Here is a 22,547-nt window from a genome sequence, read left to right on the forward strand (position 1 = left end):
GGTGGCGCCCGGATCGTGCCTCCGCGGGCGGGAGCACGACCGCCTGCGACACTACTCCGCGTGTCACGTGACGCACGAGCAGGTCGCCGCGGCTCCGGACAGGTGCCCAGGATCGGTCTCGCCCACGTCTCCGGGGACTCGATGCGTCCCACGCTCGCCCCCGGTGACCGCCTGCTGGTGGTGCACGGGGCGGCCCCGCGGCCGGGTCGGGTCGTGGTCGCGCGGCTGGCCGACGGGACGGTCGCGGTCAAGCGGGCGGTGGAGCGGCGTACGACGGCGTCGGGCCGACCCGGATGGTGGCTGCTCAGCGACGACCCCGACCACGGCGTGGACTCCCGCCACCGCGGCCCGGTGCCGGACGCCGACGTGCTGGCCGTCGTCCGGGCCCGGCTGTGGCCGCACCCACGCCTGCTGTGACCCACACCATCGTGGACACCCCCTGCCGCGGTGCGCGGCTGTGCCAGAGTGGCCGACCATGGCGACACCGCACGAGACGACCGAGGCTCCCGAGGCACCCGAGGCTGCAGCACCCGACCACCCCCTTGCCGGGGACCCGGTCTTCGACCTGCACGTAGGCGGCAAGCTCGAGACGGTCTCGCGCGTCGCGCTCACCGGCGCCGACGAGCTCTCGATGGCCTACACGCCCGGCGTCGCGCGCGTGTGCACCGCCATCGCCGAGGACCCCTCGATGACCCAGCACTACACGTGGGTCCCCAACACCGTCGCGGTCGTCACCGACGGCACCGCGGTGCTCGGCCTCGGCGACATCGGCCCGGCCGCGGCGATGCCGGTGATGGAGGGCAAGGCCGTGCTGTTCAAGCAGTTCGGCAACGTCGACGCCGTCCCGATCTGCCTCGACACCACCGACACCGAGGAGATCATCGAGACCGTCGTGCGGCTCGCGCCGAGCTTCGGCGGCATCAACCTCGAGGACATCTCCGCCCCGCGCTGCTTCGAGATCGAGGACCGGCTCAAGGAGCGCCTCGACATCCCCGTCTTCCACGACGACCAGCACGGCACCGCCGTCGTCGCCCTGGCGGCGCTGAAGAACGCGCTGCGCCTGACCGGCCGGACCCCCGCCGAGACCCGCGTGGTGATCTCCGGCGCCGGCGCCGCGGGCGTCGCGGTCGCGCGCATCCTGCTCGAGGCCGGCATCACCGACCTCGCGGTGACCGACCGCAAGGGCGTGCTGAGCTCGGACCGTGACGACCTCACGCCGATCAAGCGCGTGGTCGCCGAGCTGACCGCCGACACCACCGGCCGCTCGGGCTCGCTCGCCGACGTGCTCGTCGGCGCCGACGTCTACATCGGCGTCTCCGGCGGCACCGTGCCCGAGGAGCACGTCGCCACGATGGCCGACGACGCGATCATCTTCGGCCTGGCCAACCCGACCCCCGAGGTGCTGCCGGAGGTGGCCCACCGCCACGCCCGCGTGGTCGCCACGGGCCGCTCGGACTTCCCGAACCAGATCAACAACGTGCTGGCGTTCCCGGGCATCTTCCGCGGGGCGTTCGACGTGCGTGCCACGGCGATCACCGAGGGCATGAAGCTCGCCGCAGCGGACGCGCTCGCCGACCTCGTGGGCGATCAGCTCGCCGAGGACTACATCGTCCCGTCGCCGTTCGACGACCGTGTCGGCCCGGCGGTCTCGTCCGCCGTCGCCGAGGCCGCCCGCCGCGACGGCGTGGCGCGCCGCTGACCGGCCACCGGCCGGCTCGGTAGAGAGCGACCGGAGAGGGCACCGGGCCGCCGTGCTCGCCGTCTACGCCGAACGCTTCGCCCCCGACGACCCGCTCTCCGCCCTGGTGGTGGGGGAGCAGCCGGAGCCCGCGGTCCCCGACGGGTGGGCGCGTGTGCGCATCCGCGCCGCCGCGCTCAACCACCACGACCTGTGGACCCTGCGCGGGGTCGGGATCAAGGCCGAGGCGCTGCCGATGGTGCTGGGCTGCGACGGCGCCGGCGTGGACGAGGACGGCAACGAGGTCGTCGTCCACGCGGTCATCGGTGACCCCGGTGCGGCCGACGACGAGACCCTCGACCCGGACCGCGCGATCCTCTCCGAGCGGCACTGGGGGACCTTCGCCGAGACGATCGTCGTCCCGCGCCGCAACCTCGTGCCCAAGCCGGCCTCGCTGTCCTTCGAGGAGGCCGCCTGCCTGCCGTCGGCCTGGCTGACGGCGTACCGCATGCTCTTCACCCAGGGCCGCTGCAGGCCCGGCCAGACCGTGCTCGTGCAGGGCGCCGGGGGCGGCGTCGCCACGGCCCTGATCGTGCTCGCCCGGGCCGCCGGCATCCGGGTGCTCGCCACCAGCCGCGACGAGGCCAAGCGGCAGCGCGCGCGGGAGATCGGGGCGCACGAGGTGTACGCCAGCGGCGAGCGGCTCCCGGTCAAGGTCGACGCGGTGATGGAGACCATCGGCCGCGCGACCTGGTCGCACTCGGTGCGCTCGCTGCGCCCCGGCGGCACGATCGTGGTCTCCGGCACCACGTCCGGCGCGCAGCCCGACGACGCCGAGCTGACCCGGATCTTCTACCGGCAGCTGCGGGTGATCGGCTCGACGATGGGCACGCGCAACGAGCTGACCGCGCTCGTGGCGATGCTCGACGCCACCGGCGTGCGGCCGCTGGTCGACCGGGTGCTGCCGCTGACCGACGCGCGTGCCGGCTTCGAGGCGATGGCCGGCGGGGACCTCTTCGGCAAGGTGGTGTTCACGCTGTGAGCGGCCCGACGCGGACACACCTGGTCACCGGCGCGGGCTCCGGCATCGGCGCGGTCGTGGCCCGCCGGCTGCACGAGCGCGGCGACCTCCTCGTGCTCCTCGCCCGCAACGAGGGGCGCGCGGGCGACCTGGCGGCGGCGTACCCCGGTGCGGCGGTGGTGACCGCCGACCTCGCGCACCCGGAGACCCTCGACGACCTGGCCCTGCCCGACCGGCTCGACTCGGTCGTCCACGCCGCCGGGGTCGTCGGCCTCGGCCCGGTCGCGGACCTGTCGACCGCGACCTGGCAGGAGCAGCTGACCGTCAACCTGGTCGCCCCGGCCGTGCTGACCCGGCTGGCGCTGCCGGCGCTGCGCGCCGCCCGTGGCGCGGTCGTGCTGGTCAACTCCGGCGCCGGCATCACCGCCAACCCCCAGTGGGGCGCGTACGCCGCCTCCAAGCACGGCCTGCGGGCCCTGGCGGACTCCCTGCGGGCCGAGGAGTCCGGCCACGGCGTCCGGGTCACGTCGGTCTTCCCCGGCCGCACCGCCACCCCCATGCAGGAGGAGGTGCACCGCCAGGAGGGCAAGGAGTACGACGCCTCCGCCTGGGTCCGCGCCGACACCGTCGCCGACCTGGTCCTGCACGTGCTCGACCTGCCCGAGGACGCCGTCGTGCCCGAGGTGGTCGTCAAGCCCCGCTGACCCCGGTGCCCTGCTGGCCGGGGCCGTCCGGCGAGCGTCGTCGGGTCAGGGCTTGGAGCGCCAGTGCAGCGCGCCGACGAGCACCATCCGCAGCTGGGTGCGGGCGTTCTCGGCGAGCTGCTTCTCCACGTCGGGTCGGCCCGAGACGGCCAGGATCGACTCCGCGGTGGCGACCATCGCGGTGACGATGAGGTTCGAGAGCACCCGCAGGTCGTCGCCGGACCACTCCTCGGTGCCGGGCAGCCGGGCCAGGTCGGTGGCCAGCTCGCGCTCGCACAGCTCGATCTCGTGGCGGATCGCCTCGCGGACCGACAGTGGACCGGCCGCGCGCTCGCGGGCGATGAAGCGGAAGTGCTGTCGCTGCTGGTGGACGTGCTCGACCAGGATCGACACCGAGGAGTCGACGATGCCCGCGTAGCCCCCGGCCGCCCCGCCGGTGGCGCCGTCGCCGCGGCGCACGTCGCGCAGCATCGCGCGCAGGGAGACGAACGACTCGTCGACCAGCGCCAGGCCGAGTGCCTCGATCGACTCGAAGTGGCGGTAGTACGCGGTCGGCACGATGCCGACCTCCTTGGCGACCTGGCGCAGGGAGAGGGCGACCAGCGAGCTGTCCTCGCACAGGTGCAGGGCGGCGTCCAGGATCGCGCGGCGCGTGCGTTCCTTGCGCTCGACCCGGGTCTCCGTCACCCCTCCATCGTAGCCCTCGTCACACCGTCGGTGGACGTGTGTGCACCCTCACCCGCCGTTCCCTTGACCAGCCGCGGGCTCGGTCGGGATGCTGTGGGTGCACAGTCGTTCACCGAAGTCTTTCACCGAACTCGTGCCACCCACGAAGGAGCAACCTCATGGGGCTCGCCACCTCCGTCCTGCGCAGCCGCACGCTCGCCGCGCTCACCTCGCCGCACGGCGTCGACCGCTACCTCGAGCTCGTCAACCCGATGTGGGCCGCGCACGAGGTGCGCGCACGCGTCGTCGACGTGCGCCGCGAGGTCGACGTGCCCGGCCACCCGCCGGTCGCGACGATCACCCTGCAGCCGACCTCGACCTGGCAGGGCCACCGCGCCGGCCAGCACGTCCAGGTCGGCGTCGAGATCGACGGCGCTCGCCGCACCACCCGCGTCTTCTCCATCTCCAGCCCCGACAGCCGCCCCGGCGACCGGTTCCAGATCACCCTGCGCGCCAACCCCGAGGGGCTCGTGTCGCGCTACCTCGTCGAGCGCGCCCGCCCCGGGACGATGGTCCACCTCTCGCAGGCCCAGGGGGAGTTCGTCCTCCCCGACGCCGTGCCCGAGCGGATCCTGCTGATTTCCGGCGGTTCCGGCATCACGCCGGTCATGTCGATGCTCCGCTCGCTGCAGCGGCGCACGCACCGCGGCCACGTCACGTTCCTGCACTACGCGCAGAGCCCCGAGCACCAGATCTTCGCCGACGAGCTCGACGAGGTGCGCCGGTCCGGCCACGGCATCGACGTGCGGCTGCTGCACCCCGAGCTGGGCGACCCGGCGCTGTCGCCGGCGTACCTCGAGCGGCACGTCCCCGGCTACCGCGACGTCCCCACCTGGGCCTGCGGCCCCGCGCCGCTCATCGAGGCGGTGCAGGGGGCGTACGCCGACTCGCCGGCGCTGCGCCTGGAGTACTTCAAGCCGCCGCGGGTCGCCGGGTCCGACGCGGCCGAGGGCGACGTCGTCTTCAGCCGCTCCGGCGCGACCGGCGCCAACACCGGCGCCACCCTGCTCGACCAGGCCGAGGCGCTCGGCCTGACGCCCGAGTCCGGCTGCCGGATGGGCATCTGCTTCTCCTGCGTCTCCCGCAAGAGCGAGGGGACCGTGCGCAACGTGCTGACAGGCGAGGAGTCCTCGCTGCCCGACGAGGACGTCCGCATCTGCGTGTCGGCCCCCGTCGGCGACTGCACCGTCGACCTCTGAGCGACCCCGACCTCCCGACCACCTCCGCACCCGACGAGAGGAACACCATGACCGCCCTGCACGACGAGACCACCGCCCCCGAGGCGCCCGAGAGCGGGCCCGCCGAGGCGACCCGCACGATCTTCGGCCGGCTCACGCCCGAGCAGCTCGAGACGTTCGGCGAGGAGATGGACGCCATCCGCCAGCGCGTGCTGGCCGAGCTCGGCGAGGACGACGCGGCGTACATCCGCAACGTCGTGAAGGCCCAGCGCGCCTTCGAGATCGCCGGTCGCGCGCTGTTCTACCTGCCGCCGGCCTGGCCGCTGGCCGTCGCCTCGCTCAGCGTCTCCAAGATCCTCGACAACATGGAGATCGGGCACAACGTCATGCACGGCCAGTACGACTGGATGGGCGACCCCGGCCTGAGCTCGCGGATGTACGAGTGGGACAACGTGTGCCCCAGCGAGCAGTGGAAGTACAGCCACAACTACATCCACCACACCTACACCAACATCCTCGGCAAGGACCGGGACATCGGCTACGGCGTCCTGCGGATGGACGAGGACCAGCCGTGGCACCCCTACTACCTCGGCAACCCGCTCTACGCGTTCCTGCTGATGGTCTTCTTCGAGTGGGGCGTCGCGATGCACGACCTCGAGGTGGAGAACCTCGTCGCCGGCAAGCGCAAGCTCGAGGACAACAAGGCCCTGCACGCCGGTATCATGCGCAAGGTCAAGCGCCAGGCGGTCAAGGACTACCTGCTCTTCCCGGCCCTGACCGGCCCGCTGTTCCCGCTGACCTTCGCGGGCAACGCGACGGCCAACCTGGTCCGCAACGTGTGGGCGTTCAACATCATCTTCTGCGGCCACTTCCCGGCGGGCGTCGCGACCTTCTCCCAGGAGGAGTGCGAGGACGAGAGCCGCGGCCAGTGGTACTTCCGCCAGCTCCTCGGCTCGGCCAACATCACCGGCGGCAAGCTCTTCCACCTGATGACCGGCAACCTCAGCCACCAGATCGAGCACCACCTCTTCCCCGACCTGCCGGCGCGCCGCTACCCGCAGGTCGCCGAGGAGGTCCGCGAGATCTGCGAGCGCTACGACCTGCCCTACAACACCGGCCCGCTCGGCAAGCAGCTGTTCAGCGTGGCGCGGAAGATCTGCCGCTTCGCCCTGCCCGACCGCAAGCGGGACGAGGCGACGGAGACGCCGGCCCCGGCCGAGGCGGCCGCCGCCTGAGCGGCGGCGCCCCGCCCCGCTGGGTCACACTGGTGCCATGAAGGACCACCTGAGCAAGGCCGAGATCCGCAAGGACGCCGTGCAGGGTGCGGTCGAGGCGACCGCGACCACCGTCGGCGAGGTCGCCACCATCCTCACCCGCGCGGTCCGCGACGTCGCGGGCGCGCTCGGCGGGCTCGCCACCGACGTCTTCGAGCTCCGCGACGCCGCCCGCCGCGCCTCCCTCGAATCGCCCGACGACCGCCCCGGGCTGCCCGAGGCCTGACCCGCCCCGCTGGCTGAGCGTGTCGAGACCCAGCGACGTGCGCAGGGTCTCTCGCTCCGTCCTGGGCGCCGAACTACTGCACGAAGTCGCCGTCGGCCACCGGCGACCTGCGCAGACGTGGTCGCCGGTGGGACTTCGTGCAGTACTTCGGCAGGAGCCGGGGGCAGGTGTCAGCCGAAGGACATCTGGAAGTCGCGCATGCGGAACGACGCGATGGCGCGGCGGCCGGCGAGCCAGCCGAGGGGGCCGTCGGGGTCGAACTCCCAGGCGCCCCAGCACGGCATGGCGCGCGAGGAGCCCTGCAGGGTCGCGCGGCGGTCCTCGCCGTCGGTGTCCTCGATGCCGGGCTGGAAGGTCTGGCCCTTGAACGGGGTCCGCGGGGCGATGCGGGCGGCGTCGGTGAACCGCGCGCTCGCGATCGGCCGGCGCTCGAGGGAGGCGCTCCACTCGGTGCGGGCGAACGGGCCGCGGTGCTCGGACTCCAGCTGGAAGTCGCACAGCCCCTTCGGGATCGCCCACAGCTCGCGGCCGCCGGCGACGGAGGCGGGGGAGTCGACCCAGATGTCGGTGATGCTCACCCGGCGGCCCCGCGAGCCGGGCGCCTTGACCGGGCGGGCGACCAGCAGCTCGGAGTAGGTGAGCGGGCTCGGCTCCTCGTAGGAGACGAACGCGGCGCCGTACACCCCGGCCGGGCGGGAGTCGTCGACCTTCGTCGGCACGCGGAAGAGCGAGAGGAAGAGCGACCCGGTCATCTGCCACGGAGCGGCGGGGTAGGCCGGGGCGCTGGTCGCGGCGGGGGAGGTGGGGGAGGACGTCTCGGTCATGCGCCCCATCCTCGCGTCAGTCCTCGGGGTCGTCCAGCCTCGCCAGCCAGGTCGCGAGACGCTCGACGGCGGTCTCGAACTCCGGGTGGGTGTCGGTGAAGGCCTGCAGCTGCTCGGCGAGCCACGCGAAGGTGACCTCTTCGTCGCCGCGCCGCCGCTCCAGCTCCTCGATGCCGCGGTCGGTGAAGTACATCGTCGCCTCCTCGTGTTCGGTCCTCCGACGCGAGACGGCCCGCGCCGTCACCGGTCGCGGGCCACCTCGGATGCCTCGATATTGCTGGGATGCCTCGGGTCAGGCGAACGCCTGGCCCATCAGCTCCTTCTGCTCCGCCTGGTGGCGCTTGACGGTGCCGACGGCGGGGGAGGAGGACGCCGGCCGGGTCACCGGCACGACCTTCGCGTCCACCTCGGGCCACACGTTGAGCTGGTAGTGCGGCCACGGGCCCATGTTGCGCGGCTCGTCCTGCACCCACCGGACCTCCTTGAGGTGGGGGTAGCGGGCGATCTCGGCCTTGATGTCGTCGATCGGCCGCGGGTAGAGCTGCTCGATGCGGCCGATGGCGAACCGCTCCGCCTGCTCCTGCTTGGCCCGCTCGACCATGAGGTCCCAGGTCACGCGGCCCGAGCACAGCAGCAGGGTGTCGACCTTCTCCGGGTCGGCGTTCGCGTCGGGGATGAACGGGCGGAACGTGCCCTCGGTGAACTCCGCCGGCTGGGAGGCGGCCTCCTTGCGCTTGAGCATCGACTTCGGCGTGAAGACGATCAGCGGGCGGTGCCGCTCACCCAGCGAGTGGTGCCGCAGGAGGTGGAAGTACGACGCGGGGCTGCTCGGCTGCGCGACGACGAACGCCTCGTCGGCGGCCATCGTGAGGAACCGCTCGATGCGCGCGGAGGAGTGGTCCGCGCCCTGGCCCTCGTAGCCGTGCGGCAGCAGCAGCACGACGCCGGACTGCTGGTTCCACTTGCTCTCGCCGGCGGTGATGAACTCGTCGATGACGGTCTGTGCGCCGTTGACGAAGTCGCCGAACTGCGCCTCCCACAGCACGAGCGCCTCGGGACGGGCCACGGAGTAGCCGTACTCGAAGCCGAGGGCGGCGTACTCGGAGAGCAGCGAGTCGTAGACGTGGAACTTCGCCTGGTCCTCGGTGAGCGAGCTCAGCGGGGTCCACTCGTCGGCGTTGGTGCGGTCGATGATCGTCGCGAACCGCTGGACGAACGTGCCGCGGCGCGAGTCCTGGCCGGCCAGGCGGACCGGGCGGCCGTCCATCAGCAGCGAGCCGAAGGCGAGGATCTCGCCGGTGCCCCAGTCGATGGGGCCGTCGGTGATCGCGTGGGCCCGGCGCTGCAGCTGCGGCATCACCTTGGGGTGGACCGTGAAGCCGTCGGGCGGGGTCGTGTAGGCGTCCGAGATCCGCTTGAGGACCTCCTGCGAGATCGCGGTGCTCGCCTCGCCGGCGGGCTTGTCCGGGTAGTCCGGCACCGTCGTCCACTCCGAGGGCTGCGTGCTGGCCTCGCGCACCTCGGTGAAGACCCGCTCCAGCTGCTGCTGGTAGTCGCGCAGGACCTGCTCGGCCTCCTCGATCGTGATGTCGCCACGACCGATGAGCGACTCGGTGTAGAGCTTGCGCACCGAGCGCTTCTGCTCGATCAGGTCGTACATGAGGGGCTGGGTGTACGACGGGTCGTCGCCCTCGTTGTGACCGCGGCGGCGGTAGCAGACGAGGTCGATGACGACGTCCTTGTTGAACGCCTGGCGGTACTCGAAGGCGAGCCGCGCGACCCGGATGCAGGCCTCGGGGTCGTCGCCGTTCACGTGGAAGATCGGCGCCTGCACCATGCGCGCCACGTCGGTGGCGTACAGCGAGGACCGCGAGGAGCCCGGCGAGGTCGTGAAGCCGACCTGGTTGTTGACGATCACGTGGATCGTGCCGCCGGTGCGGTAGCCGCGCAGCTGGGAGAGGTTGAGCGTCTCCGCCACCACGCCCTGGCCGGCGAACGCCGCGTCGCCGTGGACGAGCAGCGGGAGCACGGGGTACTCCGCGCCGCGGTCCAGCACGTCCTGCTTGGCGCGCGCGATGCCCTCGAGCACCGGGTCGACCGCCTCGAGGTGCGAGGGGTTCGCGGCGACGGACACGTTGATCTTGTGGCCCGAGCCGGCCTCGAACTCGCCCTCGGCGCCGAGGTGGTACTTCACGTCGCCGGAGCCCTGGACAGTGCGCGGGTCGATGTTGCCCTCGAACTCCCGGAAGATCTGGGAGTACTTCTTGCCGACGATGTTGGCCAGCACGTTGAGGCGACCGCGGTGGGCCATGCCGATCGCGACCTCGTCGAGGTCGGCCTGGGCGGCGGCCTCGCAGATCTCGTCGATGACCGGGATCGTGGTCTCGCCACCCTCGAGGGAGAAGCGCTTCTGGCCGACGAACTTGGTCTGCAGGAACGTCTCGAAGGCCTCGGCCTGGTTGAGCTTGAGCAGGATCCGCAGCTGCTCCTCGCGCGGCGGCTTCTGGTGCGGCTGCTCGACGCGCTCCTGGATCCACTGCCGCTGCTCGGGGTCCATGATGTGCATGTACTCGATGCCGGTGGTCCGGCAGTAGGAGTCACGCAGCGTGCCGAGGATGTGGCGCAGCTTCATGAAGCGCCGGCCCTCGCCACCGAAGGAGCCGGTGGGGAACTCGCGATCGAGGTCCCACAGGGTCAGGCCGTGGGACTCGATGCGCAGGTCCGGGTGGCTGCGCTGGCGGTACTCCAGCGGGTCGGTGTCGGCCATCAGGTGGCCGCGCACGCGGTAGGCGTGGATCAGCTCGAGGATCCGGGCCTGCTTGTCGATCTCGTCGTCGTGGGACGCCGACACGTCGGCGTTCCAGCGGATCGGCTCGTAGGGGATGCGCAGCGAGCGGAAGATCTCGTCGTAGAAGCCGTCCTGGCCCAGCAGGTACTTGTGGACCTGGCCGAGGAACTCGCCCGACTGCGCGCCCTGGATGACGCGGTGGTCGTAGGTCGAGGTCATCGTCATGATCCGCGAGATGGCGTTGCGGGAGATCGTCTCCTCCGACGCCCCCTGGAACTCCGGCGGGTAGTCCATCGAGCCGACGCCGATGATCGCGGCCTGGCCCTTCATCAGGCGCGGCACGGAGTTGTTCGTGCCGAGGCCGCCGACGTTGGTGAGGCTGACGGTCGTGCCGGAGTAGTCCTCCATCGTCAGCTTGTTGTTCTTCGCCTTGCGGACGATCTCCTCGTAGGCGGTCCAGAACTGCGCGAAGTCCATGGACTCGCAGGCCTTGATCGAGGGGGCTACCAGCTGGCGGCTGCCGTCGGCCTTGACCTGGTCGATGGCCAGGCCGAGGTTGATGTGCGCCGGCGTGACCATGGTCGGCTTGCCGTCGACCTCGTCGTAGGTGTTGTTCATCGCCGGCAGCGCCTTGATCGCCTTGACGATCGCGAAGCCGATGAGGTGGGTGAAGGACACCTTGCCGCCGCGCGCGCGCTCGAGATGGCCGTTGATGACGATCCGGTTGTCCCACAGCAGCTTGACCGGCATGTTGCGCACGGACGTGGCCGTCGGGACCGACAGCGAGATGTCCATGTTCTTCGCCGTGGCCGCCGCGATGCCGCGCAGCGAGCTGTACGTCGGCTCGTCGCTGGCCGTGGCCGGGTCGGCGGGCTGCTTCTCCTTGGGCTCCGGTGAGGAGGTGCCCTTCGCCGGCTCCGCGGCCTTGCTCTGCGGGCGCGGGGTCGCCTTCGGCTCGGCCTTCTTCTCGGCCTTCTTCTCAGCCTTGGCCTCGGCGGGCTTCTCAGCCTTCTCGGCCTGGGGCTCGGCCTTCTTGCCCACGGGCTGCTCAGCCTTCTTCGCCGGCGCCGGCGCCGGCGCCGTCGTCACCGAGGCGCCCTTGCTCGAGCCGTTCGGGGAGCCGTTGCTCGACCCGTTCGCGGACCCGTTGCTGCCCCCGCTGCGGAAGTAGTCCGCCCACTCGGGGTCGACACTCCCCGGGTCCTTCTCGTACTGCTCGTGCATGGCCTCGACGAGCCACTCGTTGGCTCCGAAGTCAGCGGGTGGCTCCGAGCCGGTGGATCGTTCGGAGGACTGGTTGCCAGAGGACTGCGGCACGACTTGCTTCGCCTCTTCCCAAGTGAGCGCGCGGGGGTGGGGTGTCGGGAACCAAGGCTAGTCCCCCACCGAAGCAAATGCGCCGGTCAGGGTCGCCTCTGGGGCAGGGTATGACCGGATCCACACCGCCGCCGGTTGCACGACCAGACCGGACCCGGGTGAACATGGGCCGGACCGATCGACTTACAACACTCCAGGGAGCGGACCAACGATGTCCCCGACCCCCCGCGACCGCGGGTCGCGGCGCCCCGGACGGCGGCTCCCGGCCGTCGTCGCGACGCTCGCGCTGGGCCTCGGCCTCGCGGCCTGCTCCGAGGCCCCCGAGCCCGCTGCCGACCAGCGCCCGGAGGTCCACCGCGAGGCCGCCGTCGTCCGCTCCGCGACCTCCGCGCTGCCGACGACGGTGACGATCGGTGAGGTGACCGGCCGGCTCGACGCGGAGCGCCGCCGCAACCTCAAGCGCTCGGTGGGCCGCGTCGTCGACGGGTGGCTGGACGCGGCGTACGTCGGCGGGGACTTCCCGCGCGTCGGCGGCTTCCGCCAGGCGTTCCCGGGCTTCAGCAGCGGCGCGAAGGCCGAGGCCCGGCGCGACCTGCGGCTGATGACCAACGTCGCCCTCGCCGGACGCATCAGCGACGTCGACGTACGCCGCCGCGAGCTCGTGCTCGACGTGCTCGCCGTCCGCGGCCGTCCCGAGGCGGTGACCGCTCGCGTGCTGCTGGTCTTCGAGACGCGGGGCAGGGTCGAGCGGCGCGAGCGTGTGCAGGGCCGGCTCTACCTGACCTGGCGCAACGGCGGCTGGCAGGTCTTCGGCTACGACGTCTCCCGAGGGAGGTCCTGATGACCACCGTGCCCATCGGTCTGCCCACCGGGCTGCGGCGCGCCCTGCGCGTCGGGGTCCTCGGCCTCGTGCTCGCCGTGGCGGCGGTCGTCGTGCCCGACGCCGCGGTCCACCGCACCGAGGTCGCGCTGGTCAAGGTCGAGCGCGCCGACGGCGTCGCGGTCCGGGACCAGGACGTGCTCTGGGTGCTGGCGGTCGGCTCCGACGCGCGCCCGGGGGAGGACATGCTGCGCTCGCGCGGCGACGCGATCCAGATGGTCGGCCTCAACACCCGCACCGGTTCCGCGGTCGCGATCGGCCTGCCCCGCGACTCGTGGGTGCCGATCCCTGGACACGGCCACGGCCGGGTCAACTCGTCCCTGACCTACGGCGGCCCCGGCCTCATGGGGCGCACCGTCGGGAACCTCGTCGGCGTGCAGCCGGACTACGTCTTCGTGACCCGCTTCCCGTTCTTCGAGGACATGGTCGACGACATCGGCGGGATCCACGTCCGCAACCCGCGCCGCTTCTCCGACGACAACCTCAAGCCGCTCGGCTTCGCCCGCGGCCGGATCAAGCTCGACGGGTACGGCGCCATGGCGTTCTCGCGGATCCGCAAGACCCTCGCCGGCGGCGACTTCGACCGGTCCGCCAACCAGCAGCGCGTCCTGCGGGGCATCCAGCAGGCGGTCCGCGCGCGGGCCGACGAGCCCGGCTTCATCGAGCGAGGGGTGCTGACGGTGCTGGAGCACCTGCACACCGACCTGCCCCCGGGCGAGCTGTTCCGCTTCGCCCGGGCGCTCGCGCACGTCGACCCCGCGAAGGTCACCACCTGCGTCGTCGGCGGCTCCATCGGCAACGTCGGCAGCGCCTCCATCGTCCGCCCCAACGTGGCCCAGGCCCGCCGCTACGGCGCCGCGGCCCGCGCCGACGCCGCCCTGCGGGGCTGCTGACCGCCCACCGCTGGTCGAGCAGCGAGCCCTGGCCGGTGGGTTGAGGAAGGCGCGCAGCGCCTGTCTCGAAACCGAACGTCGACGAGACCCAGTGAGCCGACTGTGGCCTGTGCCCCTTACGGCTGGCCCGGGGTGGTGGTCGGGGCCTGCGGCTCCCGCCGGACGGGCAGACCCGGTCTACCAGGCCTGCGCTCGTGCCTCGCTCCGGCCCGCCAGACCCAACCACGACCGGGCCTGCCCGCCCGTCGTCCGCCTCCGGCCCCGACCCGCGCGGCGTACCCGGGGCGAAATGGCGACCGGGCCGGCCCCTGGGGAGGGACCGGCCCGGTGTGCCGTGGATCAGGTCGAGCAGGTGGAGCGGTGGTGCGTCAGCGGGGGAAGATGCGGCCCGAGGACGACGCCAGGTCGAGCAGGCCGATGCCCGCGAGGTTGAGCTGCAGGCCGTGGACGCCGGTGCCGTGGAAGGTCCGGTCGAAGAGCTTCCGGAAGTTCAGGAAGTTGTCGTCGCCCAGGTCGTAGCTGTCACCGGCCTTGAGGGTGACGGGCTTGCCGTTGTGGCTGATCTGCAGGTACTTCGTGGTGACCGTGGGCTTGACCTTGGCCGACTTCGCCGTGCGCTTGAGGTTGACCAGCGAGGAGAGACCCTTCACCTCGAGGCCGAGGGTGGGGACCGTGATGGTGCCGAGGTCGGTGCCGATGAGGGCGCGGGCGGCCTTGCCGTTGCCGTAGGCGCCCATGGTCTTGTAGGTCACGCCGGTGACGTTGACCAGGCCGCCGAGCAGCTTGTAGTTCGCGGCCTTGGTGGTCTGGATCTTGCCGTCGGTGCCACCGCAGGGGATCGAGCGCTGGCCGAGGTTGCCGACGTTGAGCAGCGGGATGTCGCCGAGGATGTTCGCGCCGGTGGCGGTGCCGCGGAAGACGCCCGCGGGGCCGGCCTTGGAGATGGCGGTGCGCGCCCGACCGAGCTGCAGCATGGTGTTGTTGCCGGTGGCGTTGATGAGCACCTTGAGGGCGTACGCCTCGGAGATGCCCTGCTTGCCGCTCGCCTTGCCGGTCGAGGCGCCGAGGCCGATGCCGCCGAGGCCCGGGATCTCGATCATGCCGCCGGGGCCGAGGCTCCGGAGCAGGCCGATGACCTGGTTGACGATCTGGGAGACCGGCGCGGTGACCTGGTTGAGGATGTCGAGCAGCATCGCCAGCGGCGTGCCCTCGACGACCGAGCCGGAGTAGTCCAGCGAGATGCCCTTGAAGCCGAAGGACTCCTCGTGGCCGAACTTGCCGTTGGCGTGGAACGCGTCGGCGACCGACTGCAGGCCCTCGATCTTGAGCTTGGGGAGCTTGCCGATGCCGGGCAGCTCGAGGCCGCCGATGGTCACGTCGCCGACGGTGCTGACGCCGCGGACGCCGGTGCGGTTGCCGCTTTTGTAGGTCTCGGAGGTCTGCTTGGTGACCGAGAGGTCGATGAGGCCCTCGGGCAGGAGGCCGTCGGTGATCTCGTCCAGGGGCGCGAGGATCGACTTCTTCTCGGCCACGCGGCCGGCCATCGTGGTGCAGCGCTGCTGGGCGTAGCCGCCCTTGAGCGCGCGGAGCTCGACGCCCTCGAGCAGCAGCTTGGTGCCGAAGACGTCGGCCTTGTAGCCGAAGCCGGTCTTCTCGAGGCGGCCGGAGTCGGTCAGCTTGCCGGCGGGCGCGGCGACGGCGGCACGAGCGCCGGTCTCGGCGGTGGCGGTGGGGGTGACGGCGAGGGTGCCGGCGAGGCCGGCCGCGCTGACCGCGGTGACCGCGATCGCCCTGCTCAGGGTCTTGTTCACGCTTTCCTGCTTTCGTAGCTCGCGCCGCTCGACCCTCCCCGGCCGGGCGACGTCGGATCCTGGTGGCGGGACCGCAGGGGTCCGTTGCCGGGGGACCAGCCGGGGCCTGCCCTCCGAGAGACGGCCCGGGGAAGCCGCCTCACGCCTGCAACGGGGAGCGTGCGCGTTTGTTACGTCGGTCATGCCTGCCGGCCGCAGGGGTCTAGACCTGGCCGTCCGCACCCACACAGGAGGGCGGGAACGACGAACGGCCCCCCGCTGAGCGGGAGGCCGTGCTGGGTGGAGCGGGGTGGGGCCGGGTGGGGCCGGGTGGTGCTGGTGGCGCCTCCGGCAGGATTCGAACCTGCGACACCTGGTACCGGAAACCAGTGCTCTATCCCCTGAGCTACGGAGGCATCGTCGCGGACGTGCCGACGTGCGGGGGAACCGTACCCGCCCCCGGCCGTGCGGAGGAAACCGGTGCCCGCCGATACCCTGGGTCGGTGACTCCGGCGCAGCTCTCCACGACCATCGTCGACGGCCTGACGGCCCTCGTCGAGCAGGGCTCCCTCGCCCTGCCCGACGGCGTACCCAGCGAGGTCACGGTCGAGCGTCCCCGCCAGAAGGGCCACGGCGACTACGCGACCAACGTCGCGCTGCAGCTGGCGAAGAAGGCCGGCACCAACCCGCGCGCCCTCGGCGAGATGTTGGCCGAGCAGCTGCGCACCGCCGACGGCATCGGCGCCGTCGACGTCGCGGGCCCGGGCTTCCTCAACATCACCGTCGAGGCCGGCGCCCAGGGCCAGGTGGCGGCGGAGATCGTCGCGGCGGGGGAGCGGTACGGCGCCTCCGACGCGTTCCGCGGGGAGCGGATCAACCTCGAGTTCGTCTCGGCGAACCCCACCGGCCCGATCCACATCGGCGGCGTGCGGTGGGCGGCCGTCGGCGACGCCCTGGGGCGGATCTTCACGATGACCGGCGCCGAGGTCACCCGCGAGTACTACTTCAACGACCACGGCAGCCAGATCGACCGGTTCAGCGGCTCGCTGCTCGCGGCCGCCAAGGGCGACCCGACGCCGGAGGACGGCTACGGCGGGCAGTACATCCACGACATCGCGCGGGCGATCCTCGACCAGCGCCCCGACGTGCTCGGGCTGGGCGACGAGGAGGCGCAGGAGGTCTTCCGCGCGGTCGGCGTCGACATGATGTTCGAGGAGATCAAGAAGAGCCTCCACGACTTCGGCGTGGACTTCGACGTCTTCTTCCACGAGGACGAGCTGCACAGGAGCGGCGCGGTCGACCGGGCCGTCGCCCGGCTGCGCGAGCTCGGCAACGTCTACGAGCAGGACGGCGCCGTCTGGCTGGCGACCGAGAAGTTCGGCGACGACAAGGACCGTGTCGTCATCAAGTCCGACGGACAGGGCGCCTACCTGTCCGGCGACCTCGCCTACTACCTCGACAAGCGCGAGCGCGGCTTCGACCGCTGCCTGATCATGCTCGGCGCCGACCACCACGGCTACGTGGGCCGGATGAACGCCATGTGCGCCGCCTTCGGCGACCAGCCGGGCACCAACCTGGAGATCCTCATCGGCCAGATGGTCAACCTGGTGCGCGACGGGCAGCCGATGCGGATGTCCAAGCGGGCCGGCACGGTCGTCACCATCGACGACCTGGTCGAGGCGATCGGGGTGGACGCCGCGCGCTACGCGCTGGCGCGCTACAGCTCCGACTCCAACATCGACCTCGACCTGGACCTGTGGGCGCGGGCGACCAACGACAACCCGGTCTTCACCGTGCAGTACGCCCACGCCCGGGTCTCCAGCCTGCTGAGCAACGCCGCCGACCTCGGTGTCGAGGCCGCCTCGCACCCCGAGCTGCTGACCCACGAGAAGGAGGGCGTGCTGCTGCGCGCCCTCGCGGAGTTCCCCCGGGTGGTGACCGCGGCCGCCGAGCTGCGCGGCCCGCACCGGGTGGCCCGCTACCTCGAGGAGCTGGCCGGCACCTACCACCGCTTCTACGACAGCTGCCGCGTCCTGCCGATGGGCGACGAGGAGACCACCGACCTGCACCGGGCGCGCCTGCTGCTGGTCCAGGCGACGCGCACGGTCCTGGCCAACGGCCTGGGCCTCCTCGGCGTGTCCGCCCCCGAGCGCATGTGAGGACGAGGACCCGATGACCCACGAAGCAGGCTGGGCCCACGCGCCCGGAGCGTTCCGCGGCCCGTCGTGGCTGCGGACGCCCGCCGACCCCAACGACCTGGTCCCGCAGCTGTGGTCGACCACCGCGCACAAGGACGACGCGGGGGTGCTGACCGTCGGCGGGGTGCCGCTGACCGACCTGGTCGCCGAGCACGGCTCCCCGGCGTACGTCCTGGACGAGCAGGACTTCCGCACCCGCGCCCGTGCCTTCCGCGACGCGTTCGCGGTCTACGACGTCTACTACGCCGGCAAGGCGTTCCTCTCCACCGCCGTCGCCCGGTGGGTGGCCGAGGAGGGCCTCTCGCTCGACGTCTGCAGCGGCGGCGAGATGGCCGTCGCCGAGCGGGCGGGCTTCCCGATGGAGCGGGTCGGTTTCCACGGCAACAACAAGTCCGAGGCCGAGCTGCGCCGCGCGGTGCGCAACGGCGTGGGCCGGGTCATCGTCGACTCGTTCGCCGAGATCGAGCGCCTGGGCCGGATCGCGGCCGAGGAGGGTGCGACCGCGCGGGTGATGGTCCGCGTGACCGCCGGCGTCGAGGCGCACACCCACGAGTACATCGCGACCGCCCACGAGGACCAGAAGTTCGGCTTCTCCATCACCGCCGGCGACGCGCTCGAGGCCGTACGCCGCGTGGCGGCCGCCGGGGCGCTCGAGCTGCGGGGGCTGCACTCCCACATCGGCAGCCAGATCTTCGACTCCTCGGGCTTCGAGGTGGCCGCGCGCCGGGTGCTGGCGCTGCACGCGCGGGTGTCGGAGGAGCTCGGCGTGGAGATGCCGGAGATGGACCTCGGCGGCGGCTTCGGCATCGCCTACACGACCCAGGACGACCCGGCCGACCCCGCGCAGCTGGCGACCGAGATGACCAAGATCGTCGAGCACGAGTGCCGCGCGCTCGGCATCGCGCAGCCGGCGCTCTCGATCGAGCCGGGGCGCGCGATCGTCGGCCCGTCGGTGTGCACGGTCTACGAGGTCGGCACCGTCAAACAGGTGAGCCTCGACGGCGGCGCCTCGCGGTCCTACGTCTCGGTGGACGGCGGGATGAGCGACAACATCCGCACCGCGCTCTACGACGCCGACTACTCCTGCACGCTGGCCTCGCGCCGCTCCGACGCCGTGCCGGTGCTGGGTCGCGTGGTGGGCAAGCACTGCGAGGCCGGCGACATCGTGGTCAAGGACGAGTTCCTGCCCGGCGACCTGGCCCCCGGCGACCTCGTGGCGGTGCCCGGGACGGGTGCCTACTGCCGCTCGATGGCCTCCAACTACAACCACCTCCTGCGGCCGCCGGTGATCGCGGTGCGGGACGGTGCGTCGCGCGTGCTCGTCCGGCGGGAGACTGAGGACGACCTATTGGCGACTGACGTGGGTGATCTGTGATGGAGGGCGACAAGCGACCCGACGGGTTGCGGGTGGCGGTGCTCGGCTGTGGCTCGGTCGGCTCGCAGGTGGTGCGGCTGCTCCTCGAGCAGGCCGACGACCTGGCGGCCCGGGTGGGCGTGCCGGTCGAGCTGGCGGGCGTCGCGGTGCGCCGGCTGGACGCGCCGCGCGAGGTCGAGGTGCCGGCCGACCTGCTGACGACCGACGCGACGGGCCTGGTGACCCGCGACGACGTCGACCTGGTGGTCGAGGTCATCGGCGGCATCGAGCCCGCGCGCTCGCTGATCCTGGCCGCGCTCGAGAGCGGCGCCAGCGTCGTGTCGGCCAACAAGGCGCTGCTCGCCGAGGACGGTCCGACGCTGTTCGAGGCCGCCGAGAAGGCCGGCCGCGACCTCTACTACGAGGCCGCCGTCGCCGGCGCCATCCCGATCCTGCGGCCGCTGCGCGAGTCGCTGGCCGGTGACCGCGTGACCCGGGTGCTCGGCATCGTCAACGGCACCACCAACTTCATCCTCGACAAGATGGACACCTCCGGCGCCGGCTTCGCCGAGGCGCTCGAGGAGGCCCAGGAGCTGGGGTACGCCGAGGCCGACCCGACCGCGGACGTGGAGGGCTTCGACGCCGCCGCGAAGGCCGCGATCCTCGCCTCGCTGGCGTTCCACTCCCGCGTCACCGCCTCCGACGTGCACCGCGAGGGCATCTCGGAGGTCACCGCGGCCGACGTGCAGTCGGCCCGCGACATGGGTGCGGTCGTCAAGCTGCTGGCGATCTGCGAGCTGCGCGCCGACGACCAGGGCGAGGAGGCCGTGGCCGTCCGCGTCCACCCGGCGATGATCCCGCGCTCGCACCCGCTGGCGTCGGTGCGCGAGGCCTACAACGCGGTCTTCGTCGAGTCCGAGGCCGCCGGCCAGCTCATGTTCTACGGCCCCGGCGCCGGTGGCTCGCCCACCGCGTCCGCGGTCCTCGGCGACCTGGTGACGGTGGCCCGCAACCGCCTCGCGGGGACCCGCGGCGCCGGCGAGTCGGCGTACGCCGACCGGGCCGTGCTGCCGATGGGGGAGACCCGGACGCGTTACCACGTGGCGATCGACGTCGACGACCGCGCCGGCGTGCTGGCGGCCGTGGCCGCGGCCTTCGCCGAGCACGGCGTCTCGATCCAGACGGTCCGCCAGGAGGGCCGCGACGACGACGCCCAGCTCGTGGTGGTCTCCCACGAGGCGACCGACGCACAGTTGAGCGCGACCGTGGAGCACCTGCGGGGCATGGACATCGTCCGCGAGGTCACCTCGACCATGCGGGTGGAAGGGGAGCAGGAGTGAGCACGCGCACCGCCACGCACCAGTGGCGCGGGGTCATCGAGGAGTACCGGGACCTGCTGGAGATCCCCGAGGGCACGCCCGCGGTCACGCTCCGCGAGGGCGGCACGCCGCTGGTCCACTCCGGGTGGCTCTCCGGCCTGACCGGCGCCGACGTGTGGCTCAAGGTCGAGGGCAACAACCCCACCGGGTCGTTCAAGGACCGCGGCATGACCGCCGCGATCTCGGTCGCCAAGGCCGACGGCGCCGAGGCGGTCGTGTGTGCCTCGACCGGCAACACGTCGGCGTCCATGGCGGCGTACGCCGCGAAGGCCGGCCTCAAGCCGCTCGTGCTCGTGCCGGAGGGCAAGATCGCCGCGGGCAAGATGGCGCAGGCGATCATGCACGGCGGCCAGGTCGTCATGGTGCGCGGCAACTTCGACGACTGCCTCGCGCTGGCCCGCCAGCTCGCCTGGGACTACCCGGTCGCGCTGGTCAACTCGGTCAACCCGGTCCGCCTCGAGGGCCAGAAGACCGCGGCGTTCGAGATCGTCGACTTCCTCGGCGACGCGCCCGACTACCACCTGCTGCCCGTCGGCAACGCCGGCAACATCTCGGCGTACTGGCTCGGCTACAACCAGTACGCCGACCTCGGCATGGCCACCAAGCGGCCCGTCATGCGCGGCTTCCAGGCCGAGGGTGCGGCGCCGCTGGTGACCGGCGAGCCGTTCCCCGACCCCGAGACCAAGGCGACCGCGATCCGGATCGGCAACCCGGCCTCGTGGAAGCTCGCCGAGGCGGCGCGCGACGAGTCCGGCGGACGGTTCGCCGCGGTCAGCGACGACGCGATCCTCGCCGCCCAGCGCGAGCTCGCCGCGCGTGACGGCGTGTTCGTCGAGCCCGCCTCCGCGGCCGGGATCGCCGGGATGCTCCAGGAGCTCGCGGGCGGCACGTCGTACGCCGGCAGCACGGTCGCCGTCACGGTCACCGGCCACGGTCTCAAGGACACCGCGACCGCGCTCGAGGGCTTCGCCGCCAGCGGCCACAGCGTCGTCGACACCGTCATCGACGCCGACGTGACCGCGGCGGCCGAGGCCGCCGGCCTGCGGTGACCTCGTTCGTCACGGGGCCGGTGCGGGTGACCGTGCCGGCCACGTCGGCGAACCTCGGCCCCGGCTACGACAGCCTCGGGCTCGCCCTGGACCTGCGCGACGAGCTCGAGGGCGAGGTCGTCGGCGACGGCCTGGTCGTCGAGGTGGTCGGTGCGGGGGAGGGCTCGGTCCCGCTCGACGAGTCGCACCTGGTCGTCTCCGCGATGCGTGCCGCCTTCGGCGCGCTCGGGGGGCAGCCGCCGGGCCTGCGCCTGCGCTGCACCAACGTCGTCCCGCACGCCCGCGGGCTCGGGTCGTCCTCGGCCGCGATCGTCGGCGGGCTGGTCCTGGCCCGGGCGCTGGTCGCCGGCGGCACGCTGGTGCTCGACGACCCGACGCTCTTCGAGCTGGCCGCCCGGATGGAGGGCCACCCCGACAACGTCTCGCCCGCGCTGCACGGCGGCTTCACGATCTCCGGCCACGACGACGATGGCTTCTGGACCGTCGCCTCGCCGGTCGACCCCCGGGTCGCCGTGGTCGTCTTCGTGCCGCCGGACGGCGTCTCCACCGAGGTCGCCCGCGGGCTGCTGCCCAGCCAGGTCCCGCACGCCGACGCGGCCGCCGACGCCGCCCGCACGGCACTGCTCGTCGCGGCCCTGGCCGGCCGGCCCGAGCACCTGCTGCGCGCCACCCGCGACTACCTCCACCAGGAGCAGCGCCGGCCCGCCATGCCGGCCTCGCTCGCCCTCGTCGACGCCCTCCGCGCCGACGGCGTGCCCGCGGTCGTCTCCGGCGCCGGGCCGACCGTGCTCGCCCTCGTCGACGGGCCGGCCGGCGGCCAGCGCCTGCTCGACCGCTGTCCCCGCGGCTGGGCCGCCCACGTCCTGGCCGTCAGCACCGACGGTGCGCGCGTCCTCGACTGACGCGTCCCGCTCGCTCCGGCGGGCCGCGGGAAGCTTCATCGGCTGGCCGCTGGAACTACCGGTGGGACGATGAAGCTTCAGCGGCCCACCGACAGCTTCATCGGCCAGCCGATGAATCTCGCGCCGCGCCGAGCCGCCGAGGGCCCGGACCGGCCGTCCGGGCTGGTGGTACATTGACCGCGCGCCGTACCACCAGGCGTGCACCCGATCGTGATCCCCGGGCCAGTCCGGACCCGCCGGGTGCCACCACTCCCTCTCGTTCGTCGCGGAGATCCTCCGCGTACCGATCCGTCCTCGCCTGCCGGTGACGCCGGGTCGGGAGCCGGGAGCCCTGACGAGCAGCCGGTCGACCGCGGGAAGCGGCCC

The 22,547-nt window shown here is 72.5% G+C and carries 19 protein-coding genes and 1 tRNA gene; 14 read left to right on the plus strand and 6 right to left on the minus strand.

Annotated features, from left to right (window positions below; translation table 11 throughout):
* The first annotated feature begins 102 nt into the window (after nt 1–102).
* Genes QWY29_RS15300 through QWY29_RS15315 form a run of 4 tightly spaced genes read left to right on the plus strand, consistent with a single transcriptional unit; the run spans nt 103 to nt 3,403 of the window.
* A complete protein-coding gene (locus QWY29_RS15300) occupies nt 103–417 on the plus strand; it encodes a S24/S26 family peptidase (RefSeq protein ID WP_300961881.1) in 315 nt (104 codons plus the stop codon).
* A 58-nt stretch (nt 418–475) separates the two neighbouring features.
* Nucleotides 476–1,699 (plus strand): NAD(P)-dependent malic enzyme, encoded by a 1,224-nt coding sequence (locus tag QWY29_RS15305; protein ID WP_300961882.1) that lies wholly within the window; start codon nt 476–478, stop codon nt 1,697–1,699.
* Between the two features lie 52 nt (nt 1,700–1,751).
* Entirely contained in the window at nt 1,752–2,720 is a 969-nt protein-coding gene (locus QWY29_RS15310) for a zinc-binding dehydrogenase (RefSeq protein WP_300961883.1), read from the plus strand.
* Complete coding sequence (locus QWY29_RS15315; RefSeq protein WP_300961884.1) at nt 2,717–3,403, plus strand: SDR family oxidoreductase; 687 nt, start codon at nt 2,717–2,719, stop codon at nt 3,401–3,403. Before QWY29_RS15310 ends, QWY29_RS15315 begins: the two co-directional genes overlap by 4 nt.
* A gap of 45 nt (nt 3,404–3,448) precedes the next feature.
* Here QWY29_RS15315 and QWY29_RS15320 read toward each other — a convergent pair whose 3' ends face one another.
* The gene (locus tag QWY29_RS15320) at nt 3,449–4,090 is read right to left on the minus strand and encodes a TetR family transcriptional regulator (protein ID WP_300961885.1); all 642 of its coding nucleotides are present in this window, start codon (nt 4,088–4,090) and stop codon (nt 3,449–3,451) included.
* Nucleotides 4,091–4,248: 158 nt separating this feature from the next.
* On the opposite strand from QWY29_RS15320, the gene QWY29_RS15325 reads away from it, so the two are divergent.
* Genes QWY29_RS15325 through QWY29_RS15335 form a run of 3 tightly spaced genes read left to right on the plus strand, consistent with a single transcriptional unit; the run spans nt 4,249 to nt 6,807 of the window.
* The gene (locus QWY29_RS15325) at nt 4,249–5,328 is read left to right on the plus strand and encodes a ferredoxin reductase (protein ID WP_300961886.1); all 1,080 of its coding nucleotides are present in this window, start codon (nt 4,249–4,251) and stop codon (nt 5,326–5,328) included.
* Between the two features lie 47 nt (nt 5,329–5,375).
* Nucleotides 5,376–6,542, plus strand: a complete 1,167-nt coding sequence (locus QWY29_RS15330) for a fatty acid desaturase family protein (RefSeq protein WP_300961887.1) — start codon at nt 5,376–5,378, stop codon at nt 6,540–6,542.
* Between the two features lie 37 nt (nt 6,543–6,579).
* Nucleotides 6,580–6,807, plus strand: coding sequence for a hypothetical protein (locus QWY29_RS15335; protein WP_300961888.1), 228 nt, complete (start codon nt 6,580–6,582; stop codon nt 6,805–6,807).
* 170 nt (nt 6,808–6,977) lie between these two features.
* Here QWY29_RS15335 and QWY29_RS15340 read toward each other — a convergent pair whose 3' ends face one another.
* From QWY29_RS15340 to QWY29_RS15350, 3 genes are all read right to left on the minus strand, one after another.
* A complete protein-coding gene (locus tag QWY29_RS15340) occupies nt 6,978–7,631 on the minus strand; it encodes an acetoacetate decarboxylase family protein (protein ID WP_300961889.1) in 654 nt (217 codons plus the stop codon).
* A 16-nt stretch (nt 7,632–7,647) separates the two neighbouring features.
* Nucleotides 7,648–7,824, minus strand: coding sequence for a DUF6104 family protein (locus QWY29_RS15345; RefSeq protein WP_166193936.1), 177 nt, complete (start codon nt 7,822–7,824; stop codon nt 7,648–7,650).
* Between the two features lie 99 nt (nt 7,825–7,923).
* Entirely contained in the window at nt 7,924–11,736 is a 3,813-nt protein-coding gene (locus QWY29_RS15350) for a multifunctional oxoglutarate decarboxylase/oxoglutarate dehydrogenase thiamine pyrophosphate-binding subunit/dihydrolipoyllysine-residue succinyltransferase subunit (RefSeq protein WP_300961890.1), read from the minus strand.
* Between the two features lie 211 nt (nt 11,737–11,947).
* Between QWY29_RS15350 and QWY29_RS15355 the strand changes: the two genes are divergently transcribed.
* Together QWY29_RS15355 and QWY29_RS15360 are read left to right on the plus strand one after the other, a co-directional pair.
* Nucleotides 11,948–12,577 (plus strand): hypothetical protein, encoded by a 630-nt coding sequence (locus QWY29_RS15355; protein ID WP_300961891.1) that lies wholly within the window; start codon nt 11,948–11,950, stop codon nt 12,575–12,577.
* Nucleotides 12,577–13,509 (plus strand): LCP family protein, encoded by a 933-nt coding sequence (locus tag QWY29_RS15360; protein ID WP_300961892.1) that lies wholly within the window; start codon nt 12,577–12,579, stop codon nt 13,507–13,509. The genes QWY29_RS15355 and QWY29_RS15360 overlap by 1 nt, the downstream gene beginning before the upstream one ends.
* 368 nt (nt 13,510–13,877) lie before the next feature.
* Here the strand turns inward: QWY29_RS15360 and QWY29_RS15365 are convergent, their stop codons facing one another.
* Both QWY29_RS15365 and QWY29_RS15370 read right to left on the minus strand, forming a co-directional pair.
* A complete protein-coding gene (locus tag QWY29_RS15365) occupies nt 13,878–15,320 on the minus strand; it encodes a hypothetical protein (RefSeq protein ID WP_300961893.1) in 1,443 nt (480 codons plus the stop codon).
* A gap of 319 nt (nt 15,321–15,639) precedes the next feature.
* Nucleotides 15,640–15,715 (minus strand) — tRNA-Arg (locus QWY29_RS15370).
* A gap of 87 nt (nt 15,716–15,802) precedes the next feature.
* Between QWY29_RS15370 and argS the strand changes: the two genes are divergently transcribed.
* From argS to thrB, 5 genes are read left to right on the plus strand one after another with little or no spacing between them, the layout of a single operon-like run.
* On the plus strand, nt 15,803–17,458 hold the full coding sequence (argS, locus tag QWY29_RS15375) for an arginine--tRNA ligase (RefSeq protein WP_300961894.1): 1,656 nt from the start codon (nt 15,803–15,805) through the stop codon (nt 17,456–17,458).
* 13 nt (nt 17,459–17,471) lie between these two features.
* Nucleotides 17,472–18,872: a diaminopimelate decarboxylase gene (lysA, locus tag QWY29_RS15380; RefSeq protein WP_300961895.1), complete on the plus strand. Its 1,401-nt coding sequence runs from the start codon at nt 17,472–17,474 to the stop codon at nt 18,870–18,872.
* On the plus strand, nt 18,872–20,191 hold the full coding sequence (locus QWY29_RS15385; RefSeq protein ID WP_300961896.1) for a homoserine dehydrogenase: 1,320 nt from the start codon (nt 18,872–18,874) through the stop codon (nt 20,189–20,191). The genes lysA and QWY29_RS15385 overlap by 1 nt, the downstream gene beginning before the upstream one ends.
* Complete coding sequence (gene thrC, locus QWY29_RS15390) at nt 20,188–21,279, plus strand: threonine synthase (RefSeq protein WP_300961897.1); 1,092 nt, start codon at nt 20,188–20,190, stop codon at nt 21,277–21,279. Before QWY29_RS15385 ends, thrC begins: the two co-directional genes overlap by 4 nt.
* On the plus strand, nt 21,276–22,181 hold the full coding sequence (gene thrB, locus QWY29_RS15395; protein WP_300961898.1) for a homoserine kinase: 906 nt from the start codon (nt 21,276–21,278) through the stop codon (nt 22,179–22,181). The genes thrC and thrB overlap by 4 nt, the downstream gene beginning before the upstream one ends.
* The last annotated feature ends 366 nt before the right edge of the window (nt 22,182–22,547 follow it).

Source organism: Nocardioides abyssi, assembly GCF_030412915.1.
In the GTDB taxonomy this organism is placed as follows: domain Bacteria; phylum Actinomycetota; class Actinomycetes; order Propionibacteriales; family Nocardioidaceae; genus Nocardioides; species Nocardioides abyssi.